Origin of the sequence: Chlamydia sp. (assembly GCF_017472245.1) — a bacterium.
Classification (GTDB): domain Bacteria; phylum Chlamydiota; class Chlamydiia; order Chlamydiales; family Chlamydiaceae; genus Chlamydia.
The window spans coordinates 19,123-39,026 of the sequence record NZ_JAFUQR010000008.1; the positions used below are offsets into that span (position 1 = coordinate 19,123).

The window sequence follows — 19,904 nt, forward strand, 5'->3', positions numbered from 1 at the left end:
GTCCTTACAGTTTCCATAACAAAAAATCTTTGCAAAGATAATCCCTAAACAAGGAAGATGACCCCTTTCATAGTAACCCCCTATAGTTGTGCTTTTATGACTCTTCTTATTTTACTTCGCCACGGCCAGTCTGTATGGAATCAAAAAAATCTCTTTACAGGATGGGTAGATATTCCTCTCAGTCAACAGGGAATTCAAGAGGCCCTTGCTGCTGGAGCTATGATCAAAAATCTTCCCATTGACTACATATTTACCTCTACCTTAGTCCGAAGTCTCATGACAGCTCTTTTAGCCATGACGAACCACAATTCTCAAAAAACTCCTTATATTGTCCATGAAGAACGCCCCGATATGAGTCGGATTTATAGCAAGAAAGAAGAAAAACAAATGATTCCTCTTTTCCAATCCAGTGCTCTCAATGAACGTATGTATGGAGAACTTCAAGGAAAGAATAAACAAGAGGTCGCTGCGCAATTCGGAGAAGCGCAAGTCAAGCTTTGGCGCCGCAGCTATAGAATAGCTCCCCCTCATGGAGAAAGCCTCTTCGATACAGGGCAAAGAACACTCCCCTATTTTAAAGAACGTATTTTCCCTTTAATCCAGCAAGGAAACCATATTTTTGTCTCTGCTCATGGAAATTCCCTACGCTCCCTCATCATGGATCTAGAAAAATTAACTGAAGAAGAGGTACTCTCTTTGGAGTTACCAACAGGTAAGCCTATTGTATACGAATGGACAGGACACAATTTCAAGAAGAGCGAGCATTCTTCTGGTTAAATAATCAGCAAGCCATCCCTCCTTCCGAAATGGTTAAGGAGGCTTTTCAGCGTTATGCAAATACCTTCTCTTGGGCCGCAAATACCTCAACCCTTTCTCTATGGGCAGAAGCAGAAGCTTCTGCTCGTAAACTCACAGGATGTCAAGAAAAAGCATTCGCTTTTCACTTCATCCCCTATTACCCCCACGTAACTTCTATAATTGTCACAGCTCTCCTCGAAAATCAAGAAGCCTTCCAAGGAAGAAATCACTTACTAATCCCTTCTTGCGAACAGCAGCAGATCATTCACGCTCTATGTCGTCGAAAACATCTGGGAACAACCTACGATTGGGTAACAAGCAAAACAGGTCGTGTGAAAGAGGCTGATTTAGCAGAATCTCTTTCTCCTCGTAGCCTATTGTTTTCGATATCTGCAGCTAATGGTATGACTGGAGCTCTCGAAGCAATTCCCGAACTTGGAGCCTTATGCAAAGAACGAGGCGTGATTTTCCATGTAGACCTTAGTGATATCTTAGGAAGATGTGCTCTCCCTCTAGAAATCTATCAAGCAGACATCCTCACCTTTTCTTCGCAAGCTCTTGGTGGAATCGGCCCTTCGGGAGCAATGTTTATTAAACCCTCCTTAATGCCGTATTTTTCCCTTTGGTTGCCTGAAAATCAAAGACTCTCCCCTTGCCTCAGCTCCCTTGCAGCTTTTTCTTTAGCCTGTCAGGAACGCTCATCCGCTTTTTCTTCACTCGTACTCTCAGCTATTTCCTCACGAACAGCTCTCAAACAAGCTTTACAAACTGTTCCTCAAATACAGTTCCTTTTGGAAAACGAAGAACCCCGCCTTCCTAACGTATCGGTTTTTGCTATTCCCGGGATTCCTGCAGAATCTCTTAGCTTCTTTCTTTTTCAGAAAAATATTTTTGTGGGCTTGGGATATGAGCGTTTTCAACCTTTATCTCAAATTTTACAAAGCTCAGGCATTTCTCCCTTTTTATGTCATAGTTCTTTACACGTATCGTTCACAGAACGTACCTCTACTGCACACTTCTCTGCTTTAGCATCGGCCTTGCGAGAAGGGATCGATCATCTACAACCACTTGTCACACAATCTTTATGACCATTCCATTTTATCCTTTTCCTTTATGGGGGAGCTTCCCTCCAAAATCGCTACGCTTCTTCTTCCAGCCTAAACATGGAGGTTCTCTCTCTCAAGACCAAGAAAATGAACAGATGCAGGTTGTCATCCAAAAGCAGGGACATTTGCTAATGGGGAACACCCTACTTTTCTACTGGCTTGTAGATAAAACTAATGGCATCATCCACGAAGCTAAATTCCAATACTTTGGTCACCCCTATCTACTTGTTCTTGCTGAAGCTGTATGCTCCCTAGTTATCGGGAAAACATTTGCTGCAGCTTATAAGATCACTATTGATGATCTCGATCAAGAAATCCGCGGTCGTGCTCCTTCTGCTATTTTCCTTGAAGATCTTTCCCCTCTCTATCACCTAGTGATGGATGTCTTAGATATGGCTGTTGAACAATGTATAGATATTCCTGTCGATGATGGTCCTTTCCCTTTCAAAGATGCTCTTCTACATTTGCATGATGGGCAACCATATTCAAAAGAAGCATGGGAAAACCTTTCCTACGACGAGCAACTTGCTGCTTTAAACACTATGATGAAAGAAAAAATCGTCCCCCTGGTAACTATGGACGAAGGTGATGTCCGCATTGTTCACTTCGAAGGTCTCGCTGTAACTATTTCCTACTCTGGGAACTGTTCATCCTGTTTATCTGCCGTAGGATCCACGCTGAATTCCATAGGACAGCTTTTCCGAGCTCATGTGTATCCTTTGCTCGAAATCAAAGTTGATGAACAATCTCTCCTATTTTAGATAATAATTGTTTTTAATAGCTCTTTTTTGCTACAGAGCGCAAAAGGGTTATTTTTCACAAAAAAGTCCTTTTGAGCCTTGGGCATTTATTTGCTAGTACTTCTTCTTATCCACAAGAAGAAGCCTTCTTTTTTTATTTTTTTGCAGAATACCTTCAGGCTCTACCTTGCTCTATTCCCCCTTAACATAGAGCTATTGTAAGAACTTTCCTTATGGAGAACACTGGTGCTACCTCGCTTTCTAAACAATAAGATCGCCTCCATTAAATCTGTAGGATACATTCTAGCCGTTATCTTTATTGGATTGATTATTGTATATAGACCCTCTTCTCCCCAACCCAATCCCTCCGTAGCGCCTGTAGAGAAAAAGGCTTCTCATTGGCTCAAACTCACGCATCTCGGGAACCTTCAATCTATGGAACTGCAAGCTAAAAAAGAGCAGTTAGAAAGAGATTTAACCATGTTTGATCCTGTTCTCCAGGCTACCATCGCTTTATCTCAAGGAGAAGATCTTCCTACAGAAATATCTGTCATCCTCTCTCTTCCACATGCTTTAACACTATCCCCATCCCTTGTTCACTCCATTACTGACTACTTAATGCGTAGTATTCCCGGACTAACTAAAGAACATATCACCTTATCCGATCAGCAAGGCAATCTCTACTCTCCCCTTTTTGAACAGAACGCAACCTTATTTACCGACTCTTTAGCTCGTTCTTTACAAACGGTTCTCCCTCAAAAACATTTTACGCTGAACTATATACCGCTCTCTAATGAAGGACATCTTCAACTTCTTGTTGATGAAGACTATCTCAATACTCTTTCTAAAGACTCTCGCGCTAAACTACTCTCTCATACGCAAGAAATCCTCACTACCTTCCCAGAAATACATTCATCGGTAGACGTGGTTCCTTTCCTAAAAACTACAGCCCCCAAAACTTCCCGGCTCTCTTCTATAGTACTCAGTATAGTGATTGTCTTGCTAAGCGTTAGTATCCTAGGATCGGCAACCATTTATCTCGCTTTCCATGCTTATGACCACGTTTCTCAGCAAAAGCAAAAAATACAAAGCATAAATATACCAAAGCTGATAGAGATGATGAAGAGAGAATCTCCAGAAAAGATTGCTCTGATTCTCTCTTACCTAGATTCAGACAAAGCGGAAGAACTTTTTAATAAACTTCCAGAGGAAATGAAAAGCGCTGTACTGAAGTTACGAACATAACATTCGGAGGATTACGTGGCTTCTCCCCATCTACATCCCCCAGCTTCTCTAGAAGCCCCTCAACTTCCAATGGAAAGTTCCCTTTTCGAGCAAAGAGAGCTCTCTCACGAGCTTCTTTCTCTTATTCAAATTTTCCGCAAATTATCGAATCACCTTCTTTCTGAGATGGAAAAATTATCTCAGAGACTTAAACCCGAACTTCTTGAAATCGCCATACTCGTTTGTGAAAAATTCCTGTATAAAAAACTGGCCTGCGCGGACGAACTTTCACTTCTTATCTCTGCTGCCCTTCAACATCATCTAGCAGCTCATGCCATTACTCCAATAAAAATAGGCCTTCATCCAGAAGATTTCTCTACTCTCACCAAATGGCTCATGCTTAACGATGTTCCTTTATTAAAACATGTTGAATTCTTTGCCGATCCCTTGTGTAAAAAAGCTGGCTACAAGATGGAACTCCCTTCAGGAATTTTACGCCAAGATATAGGAGAAGAACTTTCCCATCTTCTGAGTGTTCTCGCTCCTTAAATCTGAAAATTTGATCTTTTCACATAAAAGACTCTAAAACCCCAACTCTGTACATCATATGATCGACTTACAACAAGAAGCTATGTTGATACGTCAGTGGCGCCCCTATCGAGAATGTGGAATCTTATCTCGCATATCAGGAACTCTTCTAGAGGCTCAGGGACTATCTGCATGCTTAGGAGAGCTATGTCAAATCTCCCTATCTCGATCCTCTTCTCTTCTTGCAGAAGTCATTGGCATCCATAATCAAACGACATTACTGCAAGCTCTTACTCCCATGCACCATCTTGCTTTAGGATCGGAAGTTATCCCTTTACGTAGACCAGCCTCACTCCCTCTCTCTCACCACCTTCTTGGGAGAGTCATCGATGGATTTGGTAATCCATTAGATGGAAATCCTCCTTTACCTAAAACTCATCTCTCGTCACTATTCTCATCTCCTCCCTCTCCCATGTCCCGATTACCTATAGAAGAAGTATTCCCAACAGGAATCCGAGCCATTGATGCGCTGCTTACTGTAGGAGAAGGGCAACGGGTAGGGATCTTCTCTGAGCCTGGAGGAGGGAAGTCTTCTCTCCTATCTATGATTGCAAAAGGCTCTCAACAAACCATCAATGTCATTGCTCTTATAGGCGAACGTGGTCGAGAAGTGCGTGAATATATTGACCAACATAAGGAAGGTTTGTCCACCCAACGCACAGTGATCATTGCCTCCACTGCTCATGAAACAGCGGCTAGCAAAGTTATTGCGGGACGTGCTGCTATCACTATTGCAGAATATTTTCGCGATCAAGGAGCGCGTGTGCTATTTATTATGGATTCTTTATCTCGATGGATAGAATCTCTTCAGGAAGTAGCGCTTGCTAGAGGAGAAACACTGTCTACTCACCATTATGCAGCCTCAGTATTCCATCATGTTGCAGAATTCCTTGAACGTGCTGGTAATAATGACAAAGGATCTATGACTTCTTTCTATGCTCTTCTCCATTATGCGAACCATCCAGATATTTTTAATGACTATGTTAAATCTCTTCTAGATGGACATTTCTTTCTCATTCCTCAGGAAAAAAGCATTTCCTCTCCTCCTATTAATCTTCTAACGAGCCTTTCTCGATCGGCTCGCCAATTATCCCTCCCGCATCACTATGCAGCTGCACAAGAGGTACTCTCTTTATTAAAAGCATACCATGAAGCTATCGATATCATTCAATTAGGAGCGTATGTCGCTGGCCAAGATGCTGTACTAGATAGAGCTATTCGCTTGCTTCCTTCATTCCGAGAATTTCTATCCCAACCACTCTCTAACTACTCAGCGATCCAAGATACCATTAAACAACTATGCCAGCTGTTACAGCATGAATAGAAAACTTCATAATCTCTCTACCTTACTTAAAATTAGGCTTCTCAAAAAACGCGCTCTTCTCAAAGAGTTAAAACAAGAAATTGTTCATATCGAAAATCTGTTATACCAAGTAAAGGAGAATATCGCTCGTGTTTCCCTCGCGAGACACCAACGATTTCTTTACCGATCATGCGTCTACGAATATGACAAACATTTAGAACATTTACAAAGAGAGCAAACTTCTCTATATAAACAGCGGCTATTATTAAAAACACGTCTACAAGACTCTTATGCCGCTATACAAAAACAAGTAAACCAAAGAAAAATTATCGAAAAGATCCGTGCTAGTAAATATTCTACGAAAAGCACGAATAACTAAGGCTTTACACAATGACCGACTCCTCTTCTACCTGTGTAGATTTATCGTTTTTATCAGACAAACTGATTCCCATTCGACAAGAACATTTACTCGACCACTGGCACTCTTTATCTCCTCAACAAAAGCATTCTTTGGGCTCCCAAATTTCTCAAATTCACGTTCCTTTTTTCCTCCGTCAACAAACCTTATTACAGACTTCTCGATCTCCTCATCAAACATGCACCCCCTTATCCCCTCAGTATTATTCAGGAGATACTCCCGCTTATACACAACTCGGGTTTCAACTTTGTCAAAAAGGGAAAGTGGGGTGTATCGTATTAGCTGGGGGCCAAGGATCTCGATTAAAATTTGATGGGCCTAAAGGGCTCTACCCTGTCTCTTCTGTAAAGAAAAAACCTCTCTACCAACTAGTTGCAGAAAAGGTAGTCGCTGCAAGCAAGCAGGTAGGCCATCCTTTACCTATAGCCTTTATGACTTCTCCTCTCAACCATAAACAGACTCTTTCTTACTTTGCAGCTAATCGATATTTTAATCTGGATCCCTCTCAAGTAGATTTTTTTTGCCAACCACTCTGGCCTCTTCTTTCCTTATCGGGAGACCTTTTCTTAGAGTCTGTGGACCGGATAGCCTTTGGGCCTACAGGGAACGGCTGTCTGGCTTCGTTACTGCAAACTTCGGGTATTTGGGATAAATGGCACCAAGCAGGCATTGAAATGGTGAGTGTGATTCCTATCGATAACCCCTTAGCGCTACCTTTTGATAGAGAATTATTCGGATTCCACACAGCAGAACGCAATGATGTCACAATAAAAACAACTTTACGCCAAAATGCTAAAGAAGATGTTGGCGTTCTCATAGAATTAGCAGAACACAAAATTTCTGTAGTCGAGTACTCAGAAATTCCTGATCAAGAACGTTTTGCAAGAACATCAACAGGAGATCTTACATACAAACTCGCGAATATCGGCTTGTATTGCCTATCTATGGATTTTTTAGCTCAAGTAGCCGATAAACCCTTACCCATTTACAAAGTAAACAAGTACGCTAAGCAATTACATCCTTCTCCAGCAGAGAAAAATGCATGGAAATTCGAAGAATTTATTTTTGACTTGTTTCATTACAGTAGACGAAGTCAAGCTATTGTATATCCCCGTCATGAATGCTTTGCCCCTCTTAAAAACTATGCGGGAAACTATAGCCCAGCAACTGTCCGCGAAGCTCTGCGCAAAAGAGAACAGGCTCTCTTTACTGCAGTCACAGAAAGAGAACTTTCTCCAAACACAATATTTGAATTAGAAGCAGATTTTTATTACCCTTCCTCTCATACTTCCTTAGAATGGGAAAACAAAATATTTTTTCAGGAACCAATTATTGAGGCTTCATGAAAGAAACTATAGCCTACTTAGGAATGGGCATGTGGGGATTTTCCTTAGCCCATCTACTTGCTAACAACGGTCATCGTGTGGTGGGATGGGCAAGAAACCCTTCTCTCGTTGAACAACTTTCTACTCAACGCCAACACCCAGCAGTTCCTCATATTACTATCCCTAAAAATCTCTCCTTCACATCTAACATGGAAGAGGCTTTGGATGGAGCAACTATGATTGTTGAAGGGGTTACTTCGGCAGGGATGCGGCCTGTACTCACTCAACTCAAATCTCTGACAGACCTGAAAATTCCTTTAGTTATTACATCGAAAGGTATCGAACAAAATACAGGCCTGCTTCTTAGCGAAATCGCATTGGAAATATTTGGCCGCTCCGCTGCCCAGTATTTAGGCTATCTGAGTGGTCCATCTATCGCTAGTGAAGTCCTTCGAGGATGCCCATGTTCGGTAGTTATCAGCGCGTATGACCCGAGTACTCTGAAACATATTCATCAAGCATTCCTCACCCCCACGTTTCGTGTCTATCCGAACAGCGATCTTAAAGGAGTAGCTTTAGGGGGGGCTCTAAAGAATGTCATTGCTATAGCCTGTGGTATCTCTGATGGGTTCCGCTTTGGAGATAATGCGAAATCTGGACTTGTGACGCGAGGTCTCCACGAAATTCGAAAAATCGCCACTATCATGGGGTGCCGCCCAGATACTTTAAATGGACTTGCTGGGTTAGGAGACCTTTGTACCACCTGCTTTTCTTCTTTCAGCAGAAACACTCTTTTTGGAAAATTGTTGGCTGAAGGCTTAACTCCTGAACAAGCAAAAGCAAAAATTGGAATGGTAGTTGAAGGAGTTTACACAGCTCTCTCTGCTCATCAAATTGCCAAACATCATAGAATAGATATGCCTATTACCACGAGTGTCTATCGTGTTCTCTATGAAAATCTAGATATTCAGGAAGGGATAGCTCTCCTCCTCCAAAGAAACACCAAAGAAGAATATTTGTAGTGTTCTTCTTTAACAAACAAAAGAAATGCTGATAAGTTGCCCCATCAGAGGGATAGCGTTTTTCCTTTGTACAATTTTTTGGCATTTGCTAAAGATACGGATTCAGTCCCAGACTATAAAGAAAGGCCCTTGACTAAATGAGTAGCAAGCTAGTGAACTATCTCCGTTTGACTTTCCTATCTTTTTTAGGGATCACATCCACCTCATTAGACGCTATGCCTGCGGGGAACCCAGCATTCCCGGTTATCCCCGGAATTAATATTGAGCAGAAACATGCCTGTGTTTTCGATTTATGCAATTCTTATGATGTGCTATCTGCTTTTTCTGGAAACTTAAAGCTCTATTTTTGCGGAGATTATGTCTTCTCTGAAGAAGCTCAGGTAAAAGATGTACCTGTTGTTACTTCGGTAACGACGGCGGGAATAGGTCCTCTTCCAGCTATCACTTCAACAACAAAAAATCAAAATTTTGATCTTGTAGATTGCAGTCTTAGTTCCAATTGCATAGCTGCTGCATTTTCTCTTCCAGATCAAACATTTAGTACCATTCCTCTTTTTGATGTCAGTTTTGCATTAAAAATTGGGGGATTAAAGCAGTACTACCGACTCCCTATGAATGCCTATCGAGATTTCACTTCTGATCCTTTAAACTCAGAATCTGAAGCTACAGACGGGCTCATTGAAGTTCAGTCTAATTATGGATTTGTCTGGGATATTGGGGTGAAAAAAGTTTTATGGAAAGATGGGGTTTCATTCGTTGGCGTAGGAGTCGATTATCGCCATGCGTCTTGTCCTATCGATTACGTGATTGCAAATAGCCAAGCAAACCCAGAAGTATTTATTGCAGATTCGGAAGGCAAACTGAGTCTTAAAGAATGGAGCGTTTCTTTAGGACTCACAACCTATGTCAATGATTACATTCTCCCTTACATTGCGTTTTCTGTAGGGAACGTTTCTAGAGAAGCCCCAGATAATAGCTTCAAAAAATTAGAAGACCGATTCACAAACCTCAAATTCAAAGTCCGTAAAATCACAAGCTCTCACCGAGGGAATATCTGCATCGGAGCGACTAACTATATTGCTGACAACTTCTTCTACAATGTAGAAGGACGATGGGGAAGTCAACGAGCAGTCAATATCTCTGGTGGATTTCAGTTCTAATTCTTGGCTCTCTTGACCCCTTTTCTGAGGGATTAAGAGAAGATCTTTTAGTTAGAAGCCAAAGTTCTGTAAACGTTGTGTAATAGTTTCAAAGAAGCAGTGACTAGACTCCATTGCTGATGCATGGCGCGCATTTGCAATTCTAACATTAATTGGTTTGTCTGCGCTAAATCGCCGAAATTCTGCACATCAGCAAGGAAGTATGTGAAAAAATGCAACAAACCGCCTGTTGCCTCCCCAGAAGAAACATCGATCTCTCCGTCAACAACTTTTGCCTCTAAGTTCTGCAAAGTAACTACAGAAAATGAAGCGCCCATGATTTCATAAGCAGGACTATATTCATCCCTTCCTGGGATGAAAGCAATACCTTTTAACCCTGCAGATAACTCTTGCATCTGTGTAATACAGACATTTAATGTCTGTATGTATCCATTTGCCATGTCTTTTAATTGCGTCTTTTGCGTTGCTGTTAATGAACTATTCGCTTCCACATTCTTAATAATCTGGGCAAGCTGCTGCTTAGCATTTTCGGCATTTTTTATATCCTTTCTTAATTGGCTACTCTCCGTCTCGTAACGATCTAAAACCATTTGATAGCCATATTTAAAGTTCGCAGTACCTTCCGTCTGACCAATATAAGAGCCTAAGTTATAAGTAATTGGCGCGTTGTTAAAGCTTTTTACTAATTCTAAAATGGGACTAAATAGGGTCTGTGCATATCCCGAAAAATTTAAATCTCTAGCTAATGCATACAATGCTTCTTCCTGAGCAGGAATATATTTATCGAGAAGAATGTAAGCGAACGCAGATTGGAATGGCATCTTATTAATGATACTGTCATCAACAGGATGTAACTCTTCAGCAGTTGTCAATGCCTGCGGCCCTAATATCTTCACTTCTAGCTTTTTTTGGTGGAGATCCTTACGCTCTTTCTTACGCGCTTCTCTCTGGCTCTCTTCTGTCCATAAAGCTTGCATCAAAGACATCTCAGAGCCGGTTTTTAAGAAATCTTGGCGCAAACTCTCTACAAACTCTTTATTTAATCCTAGTTGATGTGCATCCTCTAGCAAATCTTGAAATACCTGAAGGTATGTGGACGCCTCATGTAGCTGTGTATAATCCGCAGCAACTTCTGCAGGAGAGACTCGACGCTCTTTAGGAGCTGCCGTCTCTATCATTGGAATGAAACACTTTTGTCCTTCTTGAATAGGTTGGTTTCTCATAATCGTTTTTGCCCCCTAAAACGATTTTATTTAAATCTACGAATTAACTTAGCAAATATCTGATTCATTAATGCTAAAGCTGCTGCCACCATCGTCCATTCTTGCTGAATGGCTGCAGATTCCATTTGTAATGCAAGTTGTTGATTCTGGTTGAAGGAGATATAATCTTGTTGTTGGCTCTCTAAACTTTGTAATACCTGTTGCTCTCCTCCAGGCATGATACCATTACGCCCCCCTTCAATAACTGCACTTTCAAAAGTAGTGAGTTGCTGAATCCAAGTATCAAACTCCTTAGTCCCAATTTTTGAAGTAAAAGCTTGATCAACTTCATCAAGGTTGCTTACGCCAGCAATCTGAATTTTAGAAACCATGACGTAAACATTAGAGAGATTATGATAAAGGTTATCGAACTCAAAAGCATATTTAGCCAAAGTTTCTAATAACTCTCGCTGCTGTGATTCTGTTAATTCTGTATCTGCCTTCACAGCATTTGCTAATTTATTGATTTCTTCTATAGCTTTTTTGCAGTGTAAGAGATCTGCACGACTCCGAGAGATCTCTTTTCTCAGTGTATCTTGAGCACGAGAAACGACTTCTGGGAATGCCTGCTGGTTCATCTGCCGAAGGTACATTCCTAAAGAATAGTAAATATCTGCCGTTTGAAAACCTACTACATGTGCAATAATCTCATTGAGATATCGTGCTGCTTTATTTGAGAAAGTCATCTGACTTCCTAAAGTTTCCAGAGTATACTGCTGATTAGGAAGATACTTATCCAACATCAATGATGCATAGACCATTTGTATTGGAGACGTTTCTACAAAAGTCTTCTTCGCCAAAACCATCGCATCAAAATACTTAAGCCTCGAAGGGGTCAGTTTTGCTCTCTGCTCATCACATTTTACGATAGCTTCTTCCCAAGCCGCAATTGCCTGATTGATCTTCTGGATACTTGCTTCTGACGCAATAATTACTTTATTGTAATCCTCTCTAGTCATAGTCTGCGTTGGATTTGTAGTCATAAGACTCACAACGTCAAAGAAATACGTAGGATTAAACAGATTCGTTTCTAACCCATTAGCATAAAACAAATATACCCCTTGGTAACTCCCGGAAGGCTTATCTTTAAATGTTTTTAAAGCTTGATCTGAAATCTTAAAATTCGCTGTTTCTCTAGGAGTCCAATATTGCATTTCCTTGTTTAGGAAGGTGGTGTAATCTCCAAGTACAACCAGTACACTATCGAATACATCCTTCTTAACAAAACCTAAAGTTGCTGCATAGTAAGCATAAACTAGGCTCAGCAATCCATTTAGGTCTACTTGACTATTCACTTTCAAACCAGCAAGAGAGTTAACGTATGCATCAATAGCTTCATGAATTATATCCTGGTTTTGGCCATTTTTAGGATAAGGCTCTCCAATTTCATCCACCGTTGACGTACGACTCATTAGCTGCCGAAAAAGACCAGCAAAACTTAATAAGCTCTGAATCATATTGCCTTCTAAAGCATTGAACTCAGCTTCTTTTAATTTAAATACGTCACCTTGGCTACGCAAATCCCAAACAGGATTAAACACGTCTTTAATTGTATTCGTAATCTCTCGAATCAAACTTGCAGCTTCTGAAGCCCTCTCAATATAAAGAGAATAATCCGCCTTAGCAGTATTCATCGCATCAGAAACAGGCTCCGCCAACGATGTTACTGATTGATAGGTAATCATGATATTCTGCCAAAAATTCGTTACCTTACTATGAGGAACTATCCGAACATCATTATCATCCTTTAAGTCTTCTATCTCTTGCACAAAATTTTGAGGGATGGCGTAGAGTTTGGCATATTCCTCGTTAGTTAAAGCCGATTGTTTGAGTTTATTACGCAGCGTGTTGAGCTCTGTTTGATACTTAGTAACAATTTCTTGTTCTTCCGGCAAAGGATCCCGAATTCCTCCATTTTCAGATAGCATCAACCAATCATCAAAGCTATCTGCGAGACCTTCTCCAAAAACTTGAGCTGCAGCCTTATCCGGATCTTCTAAAATTTTGGTATAGGAGAGGGAACTACTGATTTCTATCCCATCAGCAGAAATTTTCCCTATTGTACCTGAAAAGGCAGTCTCTGGAGTTGGCTCTAAAACTGTGTTAACTTTTTCTAGATCAATTTCTTCAAGCAGTCCTAAAGCTTTTTTCAAAACTTTGCTTTTCTCATCCAACTGCTGAAAAAAGAAAACAGCCTGAGGCATATAGACCGCAGTAGCATCTATCTGCTCTCAGATCAATGCTGCCGTTATATTCTTAGAAAAAGAAATGGACGTTGGTTGTATTGACACGAGATTATCCAGAAAACTATTGTTTTTCTAATTTTAAAAACAAAAAATGTTTTTTAAAAACTAAAAACAATAGTTTTCTGAATTGTTAGAATCAAAAATCTTTTCTTTTTAATTATTTCAATTCATTTTCTATTCTGGATAATTCTTCAAGAATTCGCTGCGGCATATCAGCTCCAAAGATAGAACAATACTCTCGAATATTGCTTATCTCAGCCTTCCATCCTTGTGTATCCACTGTAAGTAAAGACCGTAGAGCGTTTTTAGACAAATCAAGCCCAGTCGTATTCAATCCTTCTTCCGTAGGCAAATAGCCTACTGGCGTACGCTGTGCGATCGACTCTTCCCCATCCGTACGACGGAAAATCCACTCCAAGACACGAAGATTCTCAGAGAAACCAGGCCAAATAAACTGCCCGTTCTCGTCCTTGCGGAACCAATTTACACCAAAAATTTTCGGTAACCGTAAGCCTTTGCTCGCAAAGGACAACCAATGTGAAAAATAAGTCCCCATATTGTATCCACAAAATGGTAGCATAGCAAAGGGATCGTGCCGTAATTTCCCTAACTCCCCAACAATAGCCGCTGTTGTGGTTGAAGACATTCCTGCCCCCATAGTGACCCCATGCTCCCAACTCAATGCTTCATAAACCAACGGAATTGTTTCTGTGCGTCTTCCCCCAAAAATAATGGCCTCTAAAGGAACTCCTTGAGGATGATTCCATTGAGGATCTAAAGAAGGACAGTGATCCAGTGGAGCCGTAAAACGCGCATTAGGATGTGCAGCAGGTTCCCCCCTAGGAACCCAATCCCTTCCTTTCCAATCAATCATTCCTTGTGGAGGTGTAGCTGTCTTTCCTTCCCACCAAACATCTCCGTCTGCCGTCAAAGCAACATTAGTAAAGAGTGAATCTGAGTGACAGGTAGCTAAAGCGTTAGGATTCGTCGTCTCTGAAGTCCCTAAAGCCACTCCAAAAAAACCAAATTCTGGATTAACGGCATATAATCTTCCGTCATCACCAGGACGAATCCATGCTATGTCGTCTCCGATACACTCCACCTTCCATCCTGGAAGCTTCGGCATCAGCATGGCAAGATTAGTTTTCCCACAAGCGCTAGGGAATGCTGCAGCGAAGTATTTTTTTCTTCCTTCAGGATTAGTCACTCCAATAACCAGCATGTGCTCAGCCAACCACCCTTGCTTACGTCCCAGATAGGAAGCTAAACGCAAGGCCACGCATTTCTTACCTAGCAATGCATTCCCTCCGTATCCACTACCAAAAGACATGACACTACTATCATCTTGGAAATGAACGATACGCATATGATCTGGATTACAGGGCCATGCAACGTCTTTCTCCCCAGGAGCTAGAGGTTTTCCCACACTGTGCAAACATTTATAAAAGGTTCCGGAAGAACCCAACATTTCTAAAACAGGAGCTCCCATACGTGTCATGATTTTCATAGAGCACACAACATAAGGAGAGTCTGTGATCTCCACTCCAATTAAAGAAAAAGGAGAATGCAAAGGTCCCATACAAAACGGAACGATATACATCGTACGTCCACGCATACATCCTTGAAATAATGCATGCAGTTCTTTCCGCATCTCTTCAGGATCGCGCCAGTTATTAGTTGGCCCAGCTTCTTCCCTCGTCTTGGTACAAATAAAAGTAAACTGCTCGACACGAGCAACATCATTAGGAGAAGAACGAACTAGAAAACAATTTGGATGAAATGCTGGGTTCAGAGGGATCATTACCCCCGAATCTTGCATCTGATGACAAAGCTCTTGATATTCAGCTTCTGAGCCGTCGCATAACCTCACATCATCAGGAGAAACTAGAGTGATTACCTCATGTATCCAAGATTTTAATCCTGTATGGGTTATTTTAGACATCCAATCGCCAGTCATACTAAACTCTCTTTACGTTTCTTCAATTGATCTAGATGCTCCAAAGCTTTTCCTGTTCCCAAACAGACAGCCAAAAGGGGATGCGGAGCGGTAATAACAGAAAGCCCAGTATTTTTACTTAAAGCTTTATCCAACCCTTTTATAAGAGCTCCTCCTCCAGCTAACACCATCCCGCGTTCTACTAAATCTGCAGAAAGTTCCGGAGGACATTTTTCCAAAGTTAGCCTCACACATTCTATTATTTGTTGAATAGGCTCGGCTAAGCACTCCCTAATTTCTACGGAGTTGATCCTTTTGGTAATAGGGAGCCCTGCTACCTGATCTCGCCCACGCACCTCCATTTCCAGTTCCTGATCCCCTAAAGGATAAGCAGAACCTATGGTAATTTTAATTTCCTCAGCAGTCCGCGGTCCTATCATCAGGTTATAAGTACGACGCATATAATTAATAATGCATTCATCAAACTCATCCCCTGCTATGCGTAAAGAACGCGATTCTACAATTCCTCCCAAGGAAATAATCGCAATCTCAGTAGTCCCTCCCCCAATATCAATGATCATACTCGCAGCTGGTTCATGAACAGGGAGGTCCACACCAATGGCAGCTGCCATTGGTTCCTCAATCAGAATAACCTCTTGAGCACCAGCATGCAAAGCAGAATCCTCAACAGCTCGTTTTTCTACACCAGTAATTCCTGAAGGGACAGCAATAAGGATCTTAGGGCGAAACATACTGCGCGCAGGAGTCACTCGTTTAATCAAAGCCTTTAACATCCCTTCAGCTATTTCGAAATCCGCAATGACGCCGTCTTTCATTGGCCGAACGGCAACAATTTTGCGTGGGGTCTTCCCTAACATAGCTTTTGCCTTATGACCTACAGCCAACACTGCATGAGTCTGAGCATCGACAGCTACGACGGAAGGCTCACTAAGAACAATCCCTCGTCCACGAACATAGACCAGGGTATTTGCAGTCCCTAGGTCTATGCCTACGTTCCCGGAAAAAAAATTGAATACACGATCGAAACGACCTAAAGCCTTATTATATAGGCGATTAGAAAAATTTTTAATCTTATATAAGCTACGGTGTGGGCTCATAAAACTATATCTGCAGAAGTTCGAGCACTTCTTCCCAAGTTAACTTAGAAACGACTTCATCATCAGAATTGATCACTTTCTTTACAAGACCCTTTTTCCTGTTCTGCAAACTCAAGATTTTTTCCTCAACGGTATTTAACGTAACAAGCTTATAGGAAGAGACCGAGCGACTTTGGCCAATACGATGAACTCGGTCTGTTGCCTGGTTTTCAACAGCCGGATTCCACCACATATCGTAATGAATCACTGTATCAGCGCCAACCAAATTTAACCCTGTTCCTCCTGCTTTCAAAGACACTAAAAAAACTAATAAACTAGGATCTTCATTAAACTGTTGTACTATCTCCAATCTGTTCTTGGTGGAACCATCAAGATATACGAAAGGAATACCTTTCACTTCTAAATCTTGCTTTATGATGCCGAGCATCTTAGTATACTGACTGAAAACAACCGTCTTATGTCCAGAATCTACTAGTGAGCCTAATAAATCCATCAACATATCGTACTTTGCTGAATCACCAGGTTCTGGAGTATCTTTTGCAAAAATCGCTGGATGGCAGCAAATTTGTTTCAAACGCGTAAGCGTTGCCAAGACGTGAATGTGAATTCTCTCAAAACCTTCCTGTTTCACTAAGCGAGACAACTCCTGCCGAGCAGAAGCAGCATAAGATTGATAAAGCTCTCTCTGAGACTCTGTAAGATGACAGTGATAAAGAATCTCGGAAACAGGTGGTAAATCTTTGAGCACATCCTCTTTCATTCTGCGTAGAATAAACGGCGCTACCTTCCTTCGCAAAGCTTCCACATTGTCTGCTTTGTTCCCCATATAGTTACCAATACGGATATATTTACCCACAAACCGATCATAACTGCTAAGAAGCCCAGGCATGAGGAAATCAAAAAGGCTCCACAGTTCCTCTAATGAATTTTCAATCGGAGTCCCTGTGAGAATCAACCTATGACATGCACGAATCATTTTTACAGATTTCGCATTCCGCGTAGTACGATTTTTAATGTGATGCGCTTCATCAAGCACGACGTAGTCGAAAAGAAAGTCTTTGTAGATATCGATATCTTTTTGCAACAAATTGTATGAAGTAATCGCAACATCATACTTTTCTAAAGAAGCTAACTGTTTTCGCCGCTGAGATGGAATACCATCAACTACAAGTGTTTTAAAATCTGGATTAAACTTTCGAAATTCTTCTTTCCAGTTATAAACTAAGGATGTTGGGCAAATGATTAAAGAACATCCGTGGCCTTTTTCCAATCGACTCTGCGTAACAGCAATAATCGTCTGTAGTGTTTTTCCTAATCCCATGTCATCAGCAAGGATTCCATTGAGATGCATCTTACGCAAACGCTCTAACCAATGCACTCCTTCCTTCTGATACCCTCGTAAAGTTGCCTGAATTTGAGCAGGCACTTCCTGAAATTCAAAATCTACTTCCCCTCGAATCTGTCTCTGTATCTCAGCAAGATCTTCTGTCATAGAAAAGTTTACAGGAAGCCCTTGGAAGGATTCAGAAGAAATCCCGGATAAACTCCATAAAGGACATTTTTCAACAAAATCATCTAAAACCTGAAATCCAATTTCATTGAATATCTGAATCACAGGAGCTATCTTCTCTAAATCTAACACAAGAATACAGGGAAGTTTAGAAGTCGAAGCTTTACCTCGACGAGCTTTTTTCAACTGGCCGCCTTTCTTCGGTAATTCCAAGAAACGTTTCTTCGAACTGACACAATCCCACAATAGGTCCAAACTGATTCCCTTTAACAAGCCATGGACTTTCAGCTCTGCCTCATAGTAATTAATATCCTCTCCAGCACGGAGAGTAAGATCAAATACAGTTTCATCATAGATAAATTGATCTGAAAGTGTTTCCGGACAATTGAATGTAATTCGATGCTGATTGTTTGGAATCGTCTCTGTCATGAACTCAACGATTTTCTTTTCACTTTTCACATGAAAAGCTCCATCGCGTTCGTCATAAACAAATCCTGAAAACACCTCTTCTAAAATTTTTCTCTCTTCAACAAGATTCCGTGCTAAAATCCCATCTGGACGAACAAAAGCACGAACTTCTTGATACTGTAAAGAAAACGCAGTAGCGGGGATCCTTTGTCCATCATATAAGAAAAAGAGCCTTGCTTCTAGCTCCCCATCTAGATAGCTAATATCACATACCCCTTGCAATTCTTCTGTATACGGTAACGTACTGAAGACATTCAGCGCTTCTAAATTAGATAACTCCGCATAACTACGGAACACCGGCAAAGCATTTTCACAAAAAGATCCAAATAAAGCTTCTGGAATCGCTACATCACGTAATCCTGCAAAAGTGCGTAAATGAGCACGCTTTATCTGAGGCAAAAAGTGATGGTAAACGTTTTTATGAATGATTCCCGGACAGTTAGATTCCAAGAGAACAGCCTGCTCTGGCTCTATCTCTTCTTCATCTACTACAATCAAAGGCTTCATTAATAAAGCCTTGTAAGGAGTATCGAAATAATCCAAGTGGAATTTCATCTTTGCTGGAGATGCAGACCAAAGTAACGGCTCCTCTAAATTTCCACAAAAAATTCCCTGGAAACACTCCTTCTCTCTTAATTGGGAACCTCCACTTTCTGCCATTTGGTGTTCAAACATCTTTGATAGAATCATTCCTAAAGATGCTGGCGTTAAAAAGGCTGATTTTAACAATTTTTCTTCGGAATTTCCAGTAGCATAGCGTGCATAACGAATCAGTAAATCAATCAACTTCCTATCTGAGGCACTGAACGACTGCAAGGTGAAGAAAAATCGTTTACCACTAAAGACAATGGGTTCTTGGTACAACACCCCTTCTAAGAAAGTTTTGATATTGGAGATATAGAAAGGTTTTGAACGACCAGGAAGACGTAAAACAAGTTGAAATTCTATTAGTTGGCTCGACGAAAAAACCTCTCCCTCATTTTTCTGAGGAACGAACAAAACTGCAAGTTCTGCACTATCTTTCTCAGAATATTCCGAAGGTAAAAAGAAAGGATTTTCGCTCAACACATGTGCCGCATGATTATACTCTCGAAGGATCTCTTTTTGATGTTCACGATCCCTGCGCTCTTCTTCTCGGGTTGCAGCAACAACAAAAGTCTCCTGCAACTCCTTACTCACCTCTTCATTAGAAGAGAGATCTGCTTCCTTAGAGTAATTGACAACCATTTCATTGAAGTACTGCTCTAAGTAGAACAGCAAAGCGACAATATGCTGACAATCGTAATTATAAGAACAATCACAATTGGAATCCACAGTATCCGATTCCGCACGATCCACTTCAATTTCACAATCGTAAACGTTGTCATAAGAACCGCGAATTTGTGCACTGATACACACCGTCTCACCATTCATGGATAAGATTTTTGCACTAACTACGGCTCCTTGAGTAAATAGCTCCTTTCCATCTTGCAGTATGTTAGCAGTAAAATCTCTTCTTAATTTACGAAAATTAAGCATTTCTCCTCTAAATCGCAGGGGGTTGATAGACCTGTTACTTGTACCTGTTTGCATCTGCTAAATCAATGAAAATTTTGAGCCGCTCACTCCCCTTACTTTTCTCTTTCATCAAGCCTTTTTTTCTCAAAAACCTTAATCCCAATTTTTTTTGCAAAACCTCTA

General features: G+C 41.0%; 14 protein-coding genes and 1 pseudogene. 10 read left to right on the top strand and 5 right to left on the bottom strand.

The features are described 5' to 3' along the window. Nucleotides 1-96 precede the first annotated feature (96 nt). The 10 genes from IJ490_RS03150 to IJ490_RS03195 all read left to right on the top strand — a co-directional run bounded on the left by IJ490_RS03150 (nt 97) and on the right by IJ490_RS03195 (nt 9,684). Nucleotides 97-777 carry a 2,3-bisphosphoglycerate-dependent phosphoglycerate mutase gene (locus IJ490_RS03150; protein ID WP_291894688.1) on the top strand — a complete coding sequence of 227 codons (681 nt, stop codon included), beginning with the start codon at nt 97-99 and terminating at the stop codon, nt 775-777. After that, nucleotides 732-1,886: an aminotransferase class V-fold PLP-dependent enzyme gene (locus IJ490_RS03155; protein ID WP_291893873.1), complete on the top strand. Its 1,155-nt coding sequence runs from the start codon at nt 732-734 to the stop codon at nt 1,884-1,886. The genes IJ490_RS03150 and IJ490_RS03155 overlap by 46 nt, the downstream gene beginning before the upstream one ends. Then, on the top strand, nt 1,883-2,665 hold the full coding sequence (locus IJ490_RS03160) for an iron-sulfur cluster assembly scaffold protein (RefSeq protein ID WP_291893876.1): 783 nt from the start codon (nt 1,883-1,885) through the stop codon (nt 2,663-2,665). Before IJ490_RS03155 ends, IJ490_RS03160 begins: the two co-directional genes overlap by 4 nt. Before the next feature lie 225 nt (nt 2,666-2,890). Continuing rightward, entirely contained in the window at nt 2,891-3,889 is a 999-nt protein-coding gene (locus tag IJ490_RS03165) for a type III secretion system protein (protein ID WP_291893879.1), read from the top strand. A 15-nt stretch (nt 3,890-3,904) separates the two neighbouring features. After that, complete coding sequence (locus tag IJ490_RS03170; RefSeq protein ID WP_291893882.1) at nt 3,905-4,417, top strand: flagellar biosynthesis protein; 513 nt, start codon at nt 3,905-3,907, stop codon at nt 4,415-4,417. Between the two features lie 58 nt (nt 4,418-4,475). After that, nucleotides 4,476-5,780, top strand: a complete 1,305-nt coding sequence (locus tag IJ490_RS03175; RefSeq protein WP_291893885.1) for a type III secretion protein ATPase — start codon at nt 4,476-4,478, stop codon at nt 5,778-5,780. After that, a complete protein-coding gene (locus IJ490_RS03180; RefSeq protein WP_291893888.1) occupies nt 5,773-6,138 on the top strand; it encodes a hypothetical protein in 366 nt (121 codons plus the stop codon). Before IJ490_RS03175 ends, IJ490_RS03180 begins: the two co-directional genes overlap by 8 nt. 11 nt (nt 6,139-6,149) lie before the next feature. Next, entirely contained in the window at nt 6,150-7,523 is a 1,374-nt protein-coding gene (locus IJ490_RS03185; protein ID WP_291893890.1) for a UTP--glucose-1-phosphate uridylyltransferase, read from the top strand. Next, complete coding sequence (locus IJ490_RS03190) at nt 7,520-8,524, top strand: NAD(P)H-dependent glycerol-3-phosphate dehydrogenase (protein WP_291893893.1); 1,005 nt, start codon at nt 7,520-7,522, stop codon at nt 8,522-8,524. The genes IJ490_RS03185 and IJ490_RS03190 overlap by 4 nt, the downstream gene beginning before the upstream one ends. 137 nt (nt 8,525-8,661) lie before the next feature. After that, nucleotides 8,662-9,684, top strand: a complete 1,023-nt coding sequence (locus tag IJ490_RS03195) for a hypothetical protein (protein WP_291893896.1) — start codon at nt 8,662-8,664, stop codon at nt 9,682-9,684. A 47-nt stretch (nt 9,685-9,731) separates the two neighbouring features. On the opposite strand, the gene IJ490_RS03200 is transcribed toward IJ490_RS03195, so the two are convergent. The 5 genes and pseudogenes from IJ490_RS03200 to IJ490_RS03220 form a co-directional block, all read right to left on the bottom strand. Beyond that, entirely contained in the window at nt 9,732-10,907 is a 1,176-nt protein-coding gene (locus IJ490_RS03200) for a CT620/CT621 family type III secretion system effector (protein ID WP_291893899.1), read from the bottom strand. Nucleotides 10,908-10,933: 26 nt separating this feature from the next. Beyond that, nucleotides 10,934-13,237: pseudogene (locus IJ490_RS03205) on the bottom strand (CT620/CT621 family type III secretion system effector). A 112-nt stretch (nt 13,238-13,349) separates the two neighbouring features. After that, nucleotides 13,350-15,149 (bottom strand): phosphoenolpyruvate carboxykinase (GTP), encoded by a 1,800-nt coding sequence (locus tag IJ490_RS03210; protein ID WP_291893901.1) that lies wholly within the window; start codon nt 15,147-15,149, stop codon nt 13,350-13,352. Next, entirely contained in the window at nt 15,146-16,246 is a 1,101-nt protein-coding gene (locus IJ490_RS03215; protein WP_291893904.1) for a rod shape-determining protein, read from the bottom strand. Before IJ490_RS03215 ends, IJ490_RS03210 begins: the two co-directional genes overlap by 4 nt. A gap of 4 nt (nt 16,247-16,250) precedes the next feature. Next, entirely contained in the window at nt 16,251-19,742 is a 3,492-nt protein-coding gene (locus IJ490_RS03220) for a DEAD/DEAH box helicase (RefSeq protein ID WP_291893907.1), read from the bottom strand. Nucleotides 19,743-19,904 lie beyond the last annotated feature (162 nt).